The 15,182-nt window shown below is 74.2% G+C and carries 11 protein-coding genes and 1 pseudogene; 1 reads left to right on the forward strand and 11 read right to left on the reverse strand.

Annotation, left to right across the window (positions count from 1 at the left end):
- Positions 1-74: 74 nt before the first annotated feature.
- From O7634_RS04330 to O7634_RS04370, 9 genes and pseudogenes are all read right to left on the reverse strand, one after another.
- Positions 75-1,178, reverse strand: a complete 1,104-nt coding sequence (locus tag O7634_RS04330) for an IS30 family transposase (protein WP_347404239.1) — start codon at positions 1,176-1,178, stop codon at positions 75-77.
- A gap of 346 nt (positions 1,179-1,524) precedes the next feature.
- The gene (locus tag O7634_RS04335) at positions 1,525-2,472 is read right to left on the reverse strand and encodes an aminoglycoside phosphotransferase family protein (RefSeq protein ID WP_278153869.1); all 948 of its coding nucleotides are present in this window, start codon (positions 2,470-2,472) and stop codon (positions 1,525-1,527) included.
- Positions 2,473-2,787: 315 nt separating this feature from the next.
- Positions 2,788-3,103, reverse strand: a pseudogene (locus O7634_RS04340) (IS110 family transposase); the annotation flags it as partial.
- A gap of 112 nt (positions 3,104-3,215) precedes the next feature.
- Positions 3,216-4,370 carry an FHA domain-containing protein gene (locus tag O7634_RS04345; protein ID WP_278148874.1) on the reverse strand — a complete coding sequence of 385 codons (1,155 nt, stop codon included), beginning with the start codon at positions 4,368-4,370 and terminating at the stop codon, positions 3,216-3,218.
- Positions 4,371-4,621: 251 nt separating this feature from the next.
- A complete protein-coding gene (locus O7634_RS04350; RefSeq protein ID WP_278148875.1) occupies positions 4,622-5,674 on the reverse strand; it encodes an acyl-CoA desaturase in 1,053 nt (350 codons plus the stop codon).
- Between the two features lie 136 nt (positions 5,675-5,810).
- Positions 5,811-9,269, reverse strand: a complete 3,459-nt coding sequence (locus tag O7634_RS04355) for a hypothetical protein (RefSeq protein WP_278148876.1) — start codon at positions 9,267-9,269, stop codon at positions 5,811-5,813.
- A gap of 48 nt (positions 9,270-9,317) precedes the next feature.
- Positions 9,318-9,638: a divalent cation tolerance protein CutA gene (cutA, locus tag O7634_RS04360; RefSeq protein WP_278148877.1), complete on the reverse strand. Its 321-nt coding sequence runs from the start codon at positions 9,636-9,638 to the stop codon at positions 9,318-9,320.
- 103 nt (positions 9,639-9,741) lie between these two features.
- On the reverse strand, positions 9,742-10,746 hold the full coding sequence (locus tag O7634_RS04365; RefSeq protein WP_278148878.1) for a 1-acyl-sn-glycerol-3-phosphate acyltransferase: 1,005 nt from the start codon (positions 10,744-10,746) through the stop codon (positions 9,742-9,744).
- Positions 10,746-11,579, reverse strand: coding sequence for a patatin-like phospholipase family protein (locus O7634_RS04370; RefSeq protein WP_278148879.1), 834 nt, complete (start codon positions 11,577-11,579; stop codon positions 10,746-10,748). The genes O7634_RS04365 and O7634_RS04370 overlap by 1 nt, the downstream gene beginning before the upstream one ends.
- 165 nt (positions 11,580-11,744) lie before the next feature.
- Here O7634_RS04370 and O7634_RS04375 point away from each other — a divergent pair, with 165 nt between their 5' ends.
- On the forward strand, positions 11,745-13,178 hold the full coding sequence (locus tag O7634_RS04375) for a serine/threonine-protein kinase (protein WP_278148880.1): 1,434 nt from the start codon (positions 11,745-11,747) through the stop codon (positions 13,176-13,178).
- A 16-nt stretch (positions 13,179-13,194) separates the two neighbouring features.
- Here the strand turns inward: O7634_RS04375 and O7634_RS04380 are convergent, their stop codons facing one another.
- Positions 13,195-14,250: a glycosyltransferase family 4 protein gene (locus O7634_RS04380; protein WP_278153870.1), complete on the reverse strand. Its 1,056-nt coding sequence runs from the start codon at positions 14,248-14,250 to the stop codon at positions 13,195-13,197.
- Between the two features lie 157 nt (positions 14,251-14,407).
- A complete protein-coding gene (locus tag O7634_RS04385; RefSeq protein WP_278148881.1) occupies positions 14,408-15,073 on the reverse strand; it encodes a BON domain-containing protein in 666 nt (221 codons plus the stop codon).
- Between the last annotated feature and the right edge of the window lie 109 nt (positions 15,074-15,182).

The raw sequence follows: 15,182 nt of genomic DNA on the forward strand, positions 1-15,182 counted from the left end.
CCACCCCCGCCCGGCGTTGATCATGAAGTTATTGCCGTCCACCCCGGCTTGGGGTCAAGGGGTGAGTGCAATCGTTAGGCGGCGATGAGGTGGTCTAGGCGTTCGGCTGGGGTTGCCCAGTCGAGTGTTTGGCGGGGGCGGGTGTTCAGTTCGTGGGCGATCTCGTCGAGGCCGCTCTGGTTGATGCTGCGGAAGTCGTAGCTGCCTTTGGGGAAGTACTGGCGTAGCAGGCCGTTGGTGTTCTCGTTGCTGCCGCGTTGCCAGGGGCTGTGGGGGTCGCAGAAGTAGACCGGGCAGCCGGTGGCGACGGTGAAGACCGCGTGGGCGGCCATCTCGCTGCCTTGGTCCCAGGTCAGTGAGCGGCGTAGGTGCGTCGGTAGTCGGGCGGTGAGGTCGGTGAGCACGCCGATGACGGCTTCGGTGTCACGCCCGTGCGGCAGCGCGCCGAGCATCACGTAGCGGGTGGCGCGTTCGACCAGTGTCACGATCGCCGAGCGGCCGCCCTTGCCGATGACCAGATCACCTTCCCAGTGACCCGGCACGGCCCGGTCGGTGGCCTCGGCGGGCCGGTTACTGATGTGCAGGTCCCCGATCCAGGGGCGGCGGCCCCGATCCGCTGCCGCCAGCCGCGACTGGGCACGCCGGTCGGCGCGTCCCGAGCGCAGAGCGACCTGCCGAGTCAACTCCTCCCGCAGGCTGCCCCGCGACTGAACGTAGATCGCCTGGTAGATCGTCTCGTGAGACACCTGCAACTCCGGCCGGTCAGCGAACATGGCCCGCAGCCACGCGGCGATCTGCGTCGGAGACCACCTACGCGCCAGTCTGCCCCGCACCACCTGCCGCAGCCGCGTCCCGGCCCCCAACTTCGTCGCCTTCGGCCGACGCCGCGCCGCGTCAGCACGCCGCTGCGCCCACTGCGCCTGATACCCCCACCGATACGGCGCCCGAGCCCGCCCCGACGGCAACGACCGCCCCAACGGGTTCTTCGTCCCATGCCGGGCACTGTGATACCGGCCCACCTCCCGCGAGACCGTGCTCACCGACACCCCGAGCACACCCGCGATCTGCGAAATCGTCCGCCCTGCCCCCCACAGATGCTCCAACACCTGCCGATGCCCAAACGTCACCACACCCGGCCTCGCCACCAGCACCCCCAGCCCAACCAAGATCAGTTGCACTGAAGCCTAGAAACCACCCGGCGTGTCCTGGCAATAACTTCATGATCAACCGGGGCCAACCCAGACCGGGGCCAACCCGGACCGGGGCCAACCCGGACCGGGGCCAACCCGGACCGGGGCCAACCCAGACCGGGGCCAACCCGGACCGGGGCCAACCCGGACCGGGGCCAACCCAGACCGGGGCCAACCCAGACCGGGGCCAACCCAGACCGGGGCCAACCCAGACCGGGACCAGCCCGGACCGGGGCCAACCCAGACCGGGACCAGCCCGGACCGGGACCAGCCCGGACCGGGGCCAGCCCGGACCGGGGCCAGCCCGGACCGGGGCCAGCCCGGGACCGAATGGTTAGGTGTAGGGGTTGCCGGTGCTGTAGAGCATTTCGACCCGCTGGTGCTGAACGGTGAACTCCTCACGGCGGCGGTCGCGCTGCGTCCACAGAACCGCGAGCCATCGCAGAGCGCACGTTCGCTGGTTCGCGGCGAAGCGGCGGCGGGTCGCGTCGGTGATCCCAAGGTCAGGCAGGAGCTGCACCCAAATGCTGTCCGGTACGGCGCGGCCGCTGATGTGCTCGACGAGGTCTGCGGCGTCGAATTCGACGTTGCTGTAGCCGGCGTACTCGAAGTCGACGCATGCGGCGCCGCTGTCGGTCAGCATCCAGTTGAGCAAGTTCGCGTCGCCGCGGGACAGCACCCCTGCCGCCTGAGCGGTGACCATGTCAGCGTCGCCGCTGAGCCGCCAGGTCTCCAGCAAGCGCTGCATGGTGGGAGTCAACGGGTCGTTGGGCTGGCTGGCGAGCAGGTCCGGCCACGTCTGAGTCAGTCGGGCCAGGTAGTGCTCGCCGCAGTCGACTCGTGGCAGTTCGGCGAGCGGACCGGTCAAGGGCACGGCCTGAAGTCGTCTGGTGGTGTCTGCGAGGGCGCGCAGGGCGGCCAGCGGGTCTGCGGCCCCGGTCAGCGGCTGCCCGTGCAGGCGAGTCATGCCGATCGCGGGCTCGACCGGCGCGGCGTCGTGCCACAACGGAGCGGGCACGGTGTGGAGGTGGTGGGGAGCGAGCAGGGTGAGGGCTGCCCATTCCCGCTCGGCGCGTTGCCGGTCGGTCTTGACGTACAGCTTGATGATCACCTCGCCCTCCTGGGGTGACGTCCACAGGTAGATGTCGTTCTGCATGCCGCCGCTGAGGGGGCGCAGACCCAGTGCTGACAGCGCGGCGTCGCGGTCCTCGGCGCTGGCGCGGACGCGGCGGAGCTCGGCAAGCAGGGTCGTGGGGGGAACGTCGATGAGCGGCACGGTCATGGGGTACGGGCTCCAGCTCGTCGGAATGGATCGGACTCCATGGATCGACGGTAGTGCGAGGGCTGTGCACCGAGGGGCAGGACGCGGCTTGCCTAGTCGCCGGCTCGCCGGCGGGCCGGGGGCGGCCGGATCAAGGTCTGCGACGCCAGCGAGCACCGCCTGGTGTGTCTCGTCCACGGACAGTCCGCTGACGTCAACGGCGTGCAGGTCGAGGGGTGTCCTCGGCGAGGGCGCCGCGACCTGGTCACGTTGTCGCAGGACGTCGCAGAGGCGAAGCGCGGCGCGGCGCGGCGCGAGGCGAGGCGAGGCGAGGCGAGACGAGGCGAGACGAGACGGGATCGTCTCCGCCGCAGCAGCGCCGGGGACGGTGATGGTCTGCTCGTCGAGGGCGGTCATGATCTGCGCGACGAGACGTTCACCCATGCGAGGCACGTGCGCCTCAGCGAACGAGACTAGGGTGCGGCGGGCGGTCTAGCGCAGTCCGGCCGGGTGGCGCTGCCCGCGGGGTCGTCATCGCAGCCGACGAGGACTTCCATCTCGGCCGGGGCCAGGCACCGACGTCGACCCGCCGCAGCGTGCGGGGCAGGCCACGGGCGGCGTCAGCGATGACGTGGGCGTCCCGGGCGGCCGTGCCCCTGCCAGCGGGCCCACCGTCGCCACCCGACCCGGCGACAACACCCCCCGCCTCATCCGAACGACAGGGGCAAGAAGTCATACCGGGCCGGGGGCCGGGGGTAGCTGGATCAGGGGCGGGGTAGACGCATGGCCATTGTGGGGGCCTCGGCCATCACCGAGGTGGGTGTGAACGGGGCGCCGGTCGGCAGTTCCTCGGCCCGGCCGATCTGCACCCCCGGGTACAGCTCGACCATGTCGTTCTCGCCGAGGACGCGGGACTGCTGCGGGGCCAGGGGGATGCGGTCCGCCTCCGCCATCGAGCCGGCCGGGCGGATGCCGGAGCCGTTCGTGCTGATGTCGGTCACGATGACCTCGCCGACCCGCAGCTCGAAGCGGACGTGACCCCGGCTGATCCACCGCCGGGCCTCGTCGTTGAGCCACTGCCCGAGCATGATGCCGCCGTCCTGCTCGGGAGCGCGGCCCGCCACCACCGGCTGCTCCTCGCTCAGCACGAACCGCCGCCGGACCAGGCCGCCGACCCGAACGGCGAGCACCTCGGTACGCGGGCGCGGGCCGACGTCACGCAGCCGTACGCCGTGCCGGGGGCAGGTCGGCACACCGTTGCGCAGCGCGGGCGGCGCCTGCGCGGCGGGGCTGCGGTCGGCACCTCCGGCCAGGTCGGCGAACGCGCCGCCACCACCACCGCCGCCGAACAGCGCGCAGCCCGACTCCGGGCAGCGCCAGTGCCGGGCCAGCAGCTTGACGCCGGTCGGTGACCGCGTGCCGGCCACCGGCTCGTGACCGCCACCGACGTGCGCGATGAACACCGGCCCACCCGCTCCGGGCACCGGGGCGACCACCCGACCCGGCTGCTCGACGAGCCACGGGAACCGACCGCGCAGCCCGTCGAAGCGGACCCGGCTGAGCACCGGCAGCCCAAGCAGGTCGGCGACCTCCAGCATGCGGTCGCCCGGGTTGTCGAGCACCTCCACGAGCCCGTCGTCGGCCCAGCGGCGGACGACCATCCGCTCGTTCGAGGTGAGGTCGGCGTCGGAGAGCAACGCCCGGTGCACCACCGCGTAGACCTGGACGCTGTCCTCTTCCAGTTCGCGGGAGAGCGCGTCGATGACCATGCCGAGGCGCAGCAGGCTGGCCGGTCGGCCACCGTCGATGTCCTGGTATCGGATGATCTCGGCCAGGTCGACGACGGCCCGGGCCAGCGACGGGTCCGTGCAGACCCGCCCCTCGATGGCGTCCAACACCTTGCTGATCTCGAATCTCATGCCGCGGCCGCCGCGGTGAGCAGGTCTGCCATGCGCCGACCCTACCGGGGGCGGCGAGCACGATCGACCAGCGGTGGCGGGGTGTCGACCGGGCCGGCACACACCGACAGACCGAGCCGGCACCCACCGACAGACCGAGCCGGCACACGCCGACAGACCGAGCCGGCACACGCCCGTCGCGACGGCACCGGCACACGCCGGTGGGGGCGGCACCGGCCCGGCGCCGCCCCCACCGCCCCCCGGGGTGTGGTTCAGCTTCGCAGCGGCCGTCCCACCTCGTGCAGGTGGCCGAGCGCCTGCCGGTACGACTCGATCAGCCCGGTCTGGGCGTACGGGATGCCCTGCTCGGCGCAGTAGGCCCGGACGATCGGCTGGGCCCGGCGCAGGTTGGCGCGGGGCATGTTCGGGAACAGGTGGTGCTCGATCTGGTAGTTGAGCCCGCCCAACGCGGTGTCCACAAGTCGGCTGCCCCGCACGTTGCGGGAGGTCAACACCTGCTTGCGCAGGAAGTCCAGCTCGTCCCCGGCGGTCGGCATCGGCATGCCCTTGTGGTTCGGCGCGAACGCGCAGCCCATGTAGAGACCCCACAGCGCCTGGTGCACCACGGCGAAGAGCAGCGCCTTGACCGGCGACATGACCGCCAGCAGCAGCGCCAGGTAGCCGACGGTGTGCGCGAGGAGCAGCGCCGCCTCGACAGCCCGGTGCCGCATCGGCACGGCGTACCCTCCGTCCGGCCCCCGGCCGACGACCGCCCGGATGCTCGACACGTGCAGGTTCAGGCCCTCCAGCAGGAGCATCGGGAAGAACAGGTACGCCTGCCGGCGCGCCAGCCACCGGCTGAACCCCCGGGTCTCCAGCGCCTGCTCGTACGTCCAGACCAGGGCCCCGGCGCCGACGTCCGGGTCCTCGTCCTCGTGGTTGGGGTTGGCGTGGTGCCGGTTGTGCTTGTCGACCCACCACCCGTAGCTGAGTCCGACCGCCGCGTTGCCGGCGACCAGACCGACCACCTCGCTGGGGCCGCGCCGCCGGAACATCTGGCGGTGCCCGGCGTCGTGCCCGAGGAACGCGACCTGGGTGGTGGCCACCGCCAGCACTGCCGCGAGCGCCAGTTGCCACCAGGAGTCGCCGAGCAGGAACACCGCCACCCATCCGGCCACGAAGGCGCCGAGGGTGAGCACGATGCGGGTCAGGTAGCCACCGGGACGCCGCTCCAACAGGCCCGCCTGACTGACCCGCCGGGACAACTGTGCGTAATCACTACCTCGCCGTCGTACCGGCGGTTCCGCCACCGCACCGAGCGCCATTGCTGCTCCCGTCCCCGTATGGGCCCGTACCGGAGTGGTTCGGGTCTACTCCAAGCCTCCCGGCTGCGGTAGCTCCGAGTAACCCTGGCAACCCCCGAATCGGGGGTAGGGCGGGCCCTACCCCCGACGTCCCGGCTCAGCCCAGCCGGCCCACCGCCGCGCGCAGCCGGGCCAGGTCACGCCGCCGCCGCTCGTAGGTGGCGGCGAGCCCGACCAACGCCAACCCACCGAGGCCCAGGTAGATCCATCGGGGCAGCAGGTCCCAGCCCCGGGCCACCTCGTACAACGCCAGCAGCACGAGCACGCCCCCGCCGAGCAGCACCGGGGCCTGCCAGCGGCGGTTCGCGCCGGCCAGCACCGCGCCCAGCGCCACGGCGCCGAGCAGCAGCCGCCGCCACGGCTGCGGGTCCGGGCCGGCGAGCACCGACACGAGGCTCGGCAACAGGCCCGCGACAAGCCCCGGGCCGAGGGCCGGCCAACTGGTCAGACCCGGCCGGGTACGCAGCGCCAGCAGCCCCGCGCCGAGGGCGAGCGCGGCGGCCGGCACCGTGTACGCCTCCAGCACCGTCACCCCACCGGCGGCCAGCAGCACCCACGCTCCGAGCAGCTCGCTGCCGGCGGCGATGCCGGCGAACGCCCACCGGCGCGCGACCGGCTCCCCCCGGCGCAGCAGCCGCAACGCGACAGCGACGCCCCAGAGCACGAGGACGGTGGCCAGGTGCCGCGCGACCTCGACGGCGAGGACCGCCGCCACCAGCGCGACGGCCTGCGCGGCGGCGTCCAGCACCCGCCCCGACCGGGCGCGGGCCGTGACCGGCCGCGACTCGACCGGAGCCGGGGCCGGCCGCGACTCGACCGGAGCCGGGGCCGGCGTGGTCACGGCCGCGGCGGCCAGCACCAGCGCCGCCACCGCCAGCAGGGGGTACGCGGCGGCGCGCAGCGGCAGCCCGCCGGCGAGCGGGGCGGTCACCGCCAGCGCGGACGCCGCCCCCACCGCGGTGAGGCAACCAGCGACGCGCACCTGCACCTGACGCCCGCCGACGGCGACGGCGACCGCTGCCACCAGCAGCACCGCCTCGGCGGCGATAGTGCCGGCCCGGGTGGCCAGCAGACCCAGCACGCCGGAGGCCACCAGCACGACCCCCACCGGCACGGCGACCGGAGCGAGCAGCGGACGCGGCCCGCCCAGCGCGGCGCGCAGCAGCGCGGCCGTCCCGACGAGCAGCACACCGGCGGGTAGCACCGGCCAGGGCGCACCGACCGCGACGAGCAGCACCGGCACCGCCGCCGCGCCGAACGGCAACGCCGGCCAGACCGACCGGCCCCGCAGCCGGGCGACAAGGGCGGCGGCGCCCGCGAGCACCACCAGCGCCACCCCGACCGGGAGCGCAGCCGGGTCGGCGACGACTGTGGGCGGCCCCGACCACACCCACTGCCCATTTTCATACGGCGGCACGAGGGCGGTCAGCACCGTCGGCGCCGCCGCCAGGACAGCGACCGCCGCCAGCGTGCCGCCCGCCGCCAGAACCACCCCCGAACGGGCCGACCCCGTGTCGTCGACGCCCGACCGGTCGGCGACGGCGACGAGCGCGACACCCAGCACCGCCAGCGCGGCGTACAGGACGAGCGGTTCGTCACCCGCCGCCACCAGCGGCGCGAGGCCGGACGCCGCCACCGCGACGGTCGCGCCGGTCACCGCGTACCCGATGAGGTCCACCCGGTGGCGACCCACCGCGAGCACCACGACCAGCGCAAGCCCGGCGGCGGCCAGCGCGAGGCGGGCCTGCCACCAGGGCGGCGCTCCCCCGGCGAAGAGCGCCACCGCCGCGCTGCCGGGCAGCGCGAGCTGCGCGGCCAGCAGACCCCCGCCGGCCACCGGACGATACGACCCGCTCCCCCGGCGGACGGCCAACGCCAGCCCGACCAGCGCGATGACGCCGAGGGCCAGCAGGGCGCCGGCCGGCGCGGCGAGGCCGACGAGCAGTCCGTGCCCGAGGAGTACGCCGCCACCCAGCGCCCTGGTGTGCGCGGCGCCCGGCCGGGCCAGCACGGTGAGCAGCAGCGCCACGCCGCCGACCAGGTCGACGGCCAGCACCTGCGGCCAGCCGGCCACCCAGCCGGCGGGCACTGCCAGCAGCACCGCCACCGCGCCGGCCGGGGCGAGCACCACCCAGGTGGCGCGGGGCAGCAGCAGCGCCGCCGCGCCGATCGCCAACGCCACGGCCGGCGCGAGTTGCCAGCCCCAGTTCAGCTCCGGCCCCGCAGCGGCCCCCTGCCACGGTGGCAGCGACCTGCCGACGGCGGCGACCGCCAGCCCGACGGTGATCAACACGGCCACCTGTGCCGTACCCGCCGCGACCGCCAGCGCACCGGCGCGGGGACCGGTCCACCGGCCGACCGCACCGGCCGCCGCCGCGCCGCCCCCGGCCGGCAGCAGCCGCACGGCGGCGGTCAGGCCGAGCGCCACCGTCCCCGCCGCGAGCAGCAGCCACGCCGGCCGCAGCTCGGCCACCGGACGCAGCAGCGCGGCGGCGACCACCGGGACCAGAAGCCCGGCGGTCGCCGACCGCGCCACCCTCCCCCCGACCAGCCACGCCGCCGCGAACCCGGTCGACGCCACCAGCAGCAGCGGCGCCCCGGCCAGCAGCGGCGAGCCCCCCGCCCGCCCGCTGACCAGGGGCACCACCGCGCACCCCGCGCCACCGACCAGCGCGGCGACGTGACCGACCCCGGCCAGCACCCGACCGGCCAGCGCCGCCGCCCCGGCCCGGCCACGCAGCGCCACCAGCACGGCCAGGTTCAGCGCGGCCACCCCGGTCAGGACCAGCGCCCACCCGGCCGCGCCCGGCTCCGCCCCCACGGCCAGCAGCGGCAGCACCGGCTGAGCCGCCACCAGGCCGGCGAACCAGGGACCGGTCAACCCGGTCCACCGGCCGTACCCCACGGCGACCGCCGCGCTGGCCCCCCCGACCAGCGCGGCGTACCGGCTGCCCGGCCAACCGGCCACCCCGGCCAGGTTCACCGACCAGGCCGCGTAACCGTTGAGCACCACCAGCAGCAACCCCACAGCGGCGAACGTCTCCGCCGTGCCCCGCAACCCCCGGCGTGCCGCCACCAGCGGTACGCCCAGCGCGAGCGCGGTGAACGCCGCCAGGATCGAGGCACGCCCGCCGACGCCCACCGACGCCCAGGCCACCGCCGTGAACACCACCGCCGCGTTGCCCAGCAGCAGTCCACCGAGGACGAAGAGCAGACCCTGGACCGTCCGGGTAGAGGTCTCCGCCGCGCCCGCCGGCCCCACCTGCGACATCGCCCCGACCGGGGACACCGGTCGCGGCACCGCCGAGGCGGCCACCCCGGCGCGGACGACCGCCGCCAGCTCGGCCCGCCGACGCGACACCGCCGACAGGCGCGCGGCCAGCTCGGTGTACGTACGGCGGGCCCGCTCGACCTCCGGCTCGAGATCGGCGGCCTCCCGCCCCAACCGGACCACCTCGGCGGCTACCGGGTCCGGCGGACGTCCACAACCGGTGCAACCGGCGGTCAGGTCGGCCGGCGCAGCGCAGGCCGGGCAGGGATAGCGGCTGTCATCCACCCGGCCATCATCGGAAGCCGGGCGGGGTACGGCCCAGAGTGCGCGTACTCAGGGCCGGGTGTGCTCGAACACCCAGGTCGTGTACGCGGGATTACCGCTCTCCACCCTGGACACCAGGATCTCCGGCACCTCGTACGGGTGGCTGACCCGGATCTGGTCCAGCAACGCGAGGAGACGGTCCGGCGCGGTCTTGAACTGCACCGACCACTCGGTGCTGGTCTCCACACCGGAGCGCCACCAGTAGGTGCTGTCCACCTGACCACCGACCTGGGCGCAGGCGGCGAGCCTGCCGGCGACGGCCGCGGCCGCCAGCACGTCGGCGACCGAACGCGCGTCCACCACCGTCGTCACCACGCAGATCTCGTCCACGACCCGAACCCTAGCCGGCATTGCCCCGCCGGGCGGCCTTCGGCTCGCGACAGTGAGGGCTCCGCTACGCTGCGTCGATCGCAACCGGGTTCGCGGGTCCCGATCAGCGGTTGTCGGCGACCCAGGCGTCGATTTGCGCCCACCACTCGAAGAGCCAGTCGATGCGCTGCTGCCGCCCGGTCGGCACCTCCTCCGGCGGCACCGACCAGAACCGCATCACGATCCGCTTGTCCATCGGCAACTCCCGCCACACGTCGGCGACGGTCAGCATCCGGTCCAGACCGGTGTGCGCGACGAAGATGACCCCGGAGTCCGGTGCGGCGTCCAGCGCGGCGAGCATCCCACCGGGCTGCGGGGCGAGCACGTGGCGCATCCGTTCGGCGCGCAGCGCCATCCGTTCCAGACCGAGGGAGCGCAGCCGGGCGATGGCCCGCAGTCGCCGTCTGGGGGTGAAGTTGCCGCCCTCCGGGAAGATCACGAAGGCGTCGTTGTCGTCCAGGCCGGCGGCCAGGTGCCCGACCTGGCGGACCGTCTCCTCGCCGCGCTCCGGCGTCGGCGCGATGAACCGGTTGGGCAACCTGTTGAGCAGCACGTCGATAGCCGGGTCCCACTGGAGGCTGTCCTTGAGCACGATCCGCGGCTCCCGGTGGAACCAGTTGACCAGGCCGTGGATCAGGATGAACGAGTCCCCGGGCCCGGCGTGCCGGCAGAGCACCAGCTCGGGCCGGCCGGGCAGCGCGACGTCCGGGTCGGTGCCCACCACGTCGATCGTCAACCGCAGCGTCCACCGGGCCTGCCAGAACAGCAGCCGCAGGAACCAGCCGGCCAGCACGTAGTGCGCCCGCTGGAAGGCCGGCGACCGGGTGCGCCAGCCGAAGCCGGAGGCTACCCACAGCACGAAGAGCGCGACCAGCGCGGCGGCGTCCCAGACCAGGTAGAAGCAGCCGATCCAGAGCAGCCGCAGAGGGCGTAACCGGCCCGGGACCAGCGGGGACGCGGCGGCGGCGAGCAACGCCCAGACCGGCAACGTGGTGACCACGAGGAAGGCGAGCAGGACGACGGCGGGGGCGATCAGCAACCGACGAAGCCACCGGGGAGGCAGCGGCATCACTGCTCCAGGTGGGTGGCGAGGTAGCGCCGGGAGGCGGTGTAGGCCCGGCTGATCCGCCGGCCCACGGCCGCCATGTCCCGGTACGCCCACGGGGTGTCGTCGCGCGGGTTGAGACCACCGGTCGGCAGGACGTGCACCTCCACCCCCTCGGGCAGCGCCGCCATCTCCCGGAAGAAGCGGTGCCGACGGGAGATCTCGAACGCGACCTGCGCGATCTCCCACGGCCGCCGGGGCGGCGTCAGCTCGCGTTCGATCCGGCCCACCTGGAGGACGTAGATGCGGCGCGCTCCGATGGCCACCGCCTCGCCGATCGGGATCGAGTTGACGATGCCACCGTCCACGTAGTGCGCGCCGTTGATCTCCATGGGCGGAAGCAGACCCGGCACCGAGGCCGACGCCAGCACCGCCGGCACCACCGGCCCGCTGTCGAACCAGTACTCGGCGGCGCGCTCGATGTGGGCGGCGCAGCAGCGGAACGGCACCCGCAGGTCGGCGAAGGTGGTGTCCGCCCCGAGCGTCGTCTCCAGCAGACGACGCAACGGCCGGGGTGAGTGCAGGTGGGTGCGGGCGGCGAAGCGGCGCAGTTGCCGGGCGACCGAGTCGCCGTACACCTCGCTCGCCTCCGGCGACGCCCAGAGCCGGACCAGCCGGTCGGTCACCGCCTCGGACGGGTCGGCGGCGACCAGCGCGCCGTTCACCGCGCCGATGGAGGTGCCGAGCACCATGTCGGGCTGGATGCCGGCGCGGAACAGCGCCCGCAGCATGCCCACCTCGACCGCGCCGAGCACTCCCCCGCCGCCGAGCACGAACGCCACCGGTCCCCCCACCATGCCTCTCATCCTGGCACGGGCCCGCCGCCGACCGGTGGGCCGCTGTCCTCCGACGGTCGGCGCACCGCAGGCACCGCCCGCCGACGGCGGGCGCCGACAGCGTTGACAGGCAGGACCCGGTCACGCAACCTGATACGGCTCCCACCCCTGAGGCAGGTGCGATCCGTGAAGGCAGCGCTGCATCCGGGCCGATTGTTGGCTCGCAGATACCGACTCTTGGACCAGATCGGCGCTGGCGGCATGTCGGTCATCTGGCGTGCCCGGGACGAGGTGCTGGACCGGGTCGTCGCGCTCAAGGTGCTCGCCCCGTCGCTCGCCGCCGACGCGCGGTTCCGGGGGATGGTGCGTGAGGAGGCGCGGGCCGCCGCCCAGTTGGTGCACCCGCACCTGACCTCGGTGCACGACTACGGCGAGACCGTCGACCCGGACGGCTCGATCACCTCGTTCGTGGTGATGGAGCTGCTCAACGGCGAGGAGCTGAAGCTGCGCCTCACCGAGGGGCCGTTGCCGTGGACCGAGGCGGTCGAGGTGGGCGCGCAGGTCGCCGACGCGTTGGCCGCCGCGCACCGGCTCGGCATCGTGCACCGGGACATCACCCCGGGCAACGTGATGATGACCGGTACGGGGGTGAAGGTACTCGACTTCGGCATCGCCACCCGGATCGGCGCTCCGGACGAGGACGAGGACGGCGACACGTTCGGCACCCCGGCGTACGTCGCACCGGAACGCCTCGACGGCGCGCCCGCGCAGCCCTCCACCGACGTCTACTCGCTCGGCGTCCTGCTCTACGAGGCGCTCACCGGCCGGGTGCCGTACCCGGCGGACACCTGGGACCAGCTCAGCGCCGCGCTGGCCAACGACCCGCCACCGACGCTCGCCGAACTGCCGGAACTGCCCGCCCCGATCGCCGAGATCTGCCTGCGCAGCCTCGCCCGGAACCCGGCCGAGCGGCCGACCGCCCGGCAGGTCGCCACCGCGCTCCGCGACCACCTGCTGCCCACCGAACCGCCGACCGCCACCGTCCGGGTGCCCGCCGAACCCCCGCCGCCGGCCGCCGGCACACCGGCTCCGGTGGCGACGACGGACCCGCCGGGCGACCCGGTCACCGCGTCGAGGTGGCCGGCCCGGCGGCTCGCGTTGCTCCTGGCGCTGGCCGTCGGGGTGACGCTGGCCGTGGTGGCTCTCCTACCCGACGGCCCGACACGTCGCACGCCGCCCTCGGCCGGCCCGACCGCGAGCCCGTCGAGCGACCCACCCACGCCGTCGACAACCGCGCCGACGGCGGCCCCGGCCACACCGTCGGGCACCGGTTCGCCGACCACGGACCCGGGCACCCTGACCGAGGCCGCCAACCGCATCCACGGGCTGATCGACGCGGGGCAGAGCGCCGGCGAGATCCGTGACGACGTGGCCCTCGACCTGCGCAACGAGCTGCGCAACCTGACAGCGGCGGTCAGCTCCGGCCGCGAGGAGCTGGCGCCCCCGGTGGCCCGGCTGCGCGAGAAGGTCACCGTCCGGGTCGGTGAGCAGGGCATCAGTCCGGCGTACGCGGCCCGGCTCGACGCCGCCATCGCCCAGCTCGGCGCGGTGCAGGTGTGACCACACCACGCCCCGGTCAGCGGGTCGGCACCCGTGCCGTTTCGCGGTTCTCGCGCCGGTCCAGCGCGAAGCGTCGGTAGACCTCCGCGTAGCCGTACGCCATCCGCTCGACCGAGAAGCCCTGCGCCACGTGTGCCACGCAGTCCTCCGGGTCGAGGCGTTCCGCCGCCCGCAACGCCCCGGGCAACTCCTCCGGCCGCTCCACGACCAGCCCGGTCCGCCCCGGCCGGACCAGCTCCGGCACCGCGCCCCGGTTGAGGGCGACCACCGGCGTACCGGTCGCCATCGCCTCCAGCATCACCATGCCGAAGGGCTCGTCCCACTGGATCGGCATGATCAGACAGCGGGCGTCGACGAGCATCCGTAGCGTCGCCGCGCGATCCGCGTTCAACACGACCGTCACGTCCTGGTCGACGAGCGGCGCGACGACCTGCTCGTAGTAGCGGCGTTCGGCCGGCTCGTTGCACTTGCCGGCCAGTAGCAGCGGCAGCCCGGCGGCCCGGCACGCCCGGATGGCGACGTCCGGGCCCTTGTCCGGGCTGAACCGCGCCAGCCACAGCACCGGCCCCCGACCGGGTGCGGTCTTGCGCGGCAGCCCCCTGGTGTCCAGCGCGTTGTGCACGGTGCCGGCCCAGGGCAGGCCGGGGTTGAGCTGCCGCTGGGCGTGCGAGATCGCCACCAGGGCGATGCCCGCGTCGACGTCGCCGAGCACGTCGCCGTACTCCCCCACCGGGTTGCCGTGCACCGTCGCGACGGTCGGTACGGCACGGCGACCGGCGACCAGCGGGCCGATGGTGGTGTGGTCGTGGATCACGTCGAAGTCGTCGGCGGTGATCAGCCGGTTCACCCGGGCCAGATGGGCCAGCTCGGGCAGCGACTCGCCGAGCCGGTCGTACTGGACCTCGGACACGGTGGAGACGAAGCCGTCGGCAGCCGTGCCGTGGTCGTCGCCCGCGCCGAACAGGGTCACCGAGTGCCCCTGCCCGGTGAGCCCGTCCACCAGGGCGGCCACCACCTGCTCCAGACCGCCGTAACCGGGCGGCGGCACCGACAACCAGGGCGGGACCACCATCGCGACACGCAGGGACCGCTCAGCCGGGCGACCCGCAGTCAGGTGGTTCACGGCCACGCGTCCTCCCCGTTGCTGTCCGGCACGGTGGCGCCTCCGGTCGCGATGGTCGGCGGCGGTTTCCCCGTGTGGTCGCCGGTAAACGGGACGACGCGGACGATCACCCGCCGACCAGGAGCTGGTCGTGCACCACCCGCACCCCGGGCGCGGACCAGGCCACCCGCTCGACCTGGTCGCGTTCCCACCACGAACGGACCACCCCGGCGAGGACCAGCGTGTCGCCGTCCACCTCGACCGTCACCCGCTCGCCGCCGAGCGTGCGGAGCAGCGCCCGCTGGACGTCCCGCCGCAGCCGTTCCGCCTGCGGCGGCGCCGCCGGACGTACCTCGATCAGGTTGGTGTTGCCGCGTACCCCGTCGAGCCGCCGGACCGCGTCCTCGGCGGCACGCCGCTGCCAGCCGAACTCGACCTCACCGCGCAGCATCAGCCAGCCGTTGGCAACCGTCACGTCCAGCCGTTCGGCCGGTACGAAGCTGTCCCACTCCAACGCCCGCGTGGCGGCGGTGGCGATCTCCGCGTCGGTACGCCCCGGTGTGCCCGGCAGCCGTACCTCGATCTCGTCGGCCACCGCGCGGACGCCACGGACCCGTTGCGCGCAGCGGGTCGCGGCCCACCGGCGGGCGGCGCCGGCCACGAAGCCGGTCAGGGTGACCACGCCCCGGTCGACGGTCACGCCGATCTCGTTCGGCTGCGACCGGGCGTCCCAGGCCAGCTCCGCCAGGACGTCCCGTTGGATCAGTCGGTCGTCGCGGACGTGCGCTGTCATCGCATCCACCCCCGGTTTCCGGTCGCACCCGAACCTGCCCGGCACACGGGTGACGGCGGTTCACCCGATCCGGGTGAACCGCCGTCCGGGCGGAAGAAGCGGCGGGTGA

Source organism: Micromonospora sp. WMMD1120, from assembly GCF_029626235.1.
Classification (GTDB): domain Bacteria; phylum Actinomycetota; class Actinomycetes; order Mycobacteriales; family Micromonosporaceae; genus Micromonospora.

What these genes read in the sequence shown, in the direction of transcription:
- O7634_RS04385 (WP_278148881.1), bottom strand. Translation starts at nt 15,073, where the DNA reads ATGACAGCGCACGTCCGCGACGACCGACTGATCCAACGGGACGTCCTG.
- O7634_RS04350 (WP_278148875.1), bottom strand. Translation starts at nt 5,674, where the DNA reads ATGGCGCTCGGTGCGGTGGCGGAACCGCCGGTACGACGGCGAGGTAGT.
- O7634_RS04335 (WP_278153869.1), bottom strand. Translation starts at nt 2,472, where the DNA reads ATGACCGTGCCGCTCATCGACGTTCCCCCCACGACCCTGCTTGCCGAG.
- O7634_RS04365 (WP_278148878.1), bottom strand. Translation starts at nt 10,746, where the DNA reads ATGCCGCTGCCTCCCCGGTGGCTTCGTCGGTTGCTGATCGCCCCCGCC.
- O7634_RS04370 (WP_278148879.1), bottom strand. Translation starts at nt 11,579, where the DNA reads ATGGTGGGGGGACCGGTGGCGTTCGTGCTCGGCGGCGGGGGAGTGCTC.
- O7634_RS04345 (WP_278148874.1), bottom strand. Translation starts at nt 4,370, where the DNA reads ATGAGATTCGAGATCAGCAAGGTGTTGGACGCCATCGAGGGGCGGGTC.
- O7634_RS04380 (WP_278153870.1), bottom strand. Translation starts at nt 14,250, where the DNA reads ATGGTGGTCCCGCCCTGGTTGTCGGTGCCGCCGCCCGGTTACGGCGGT.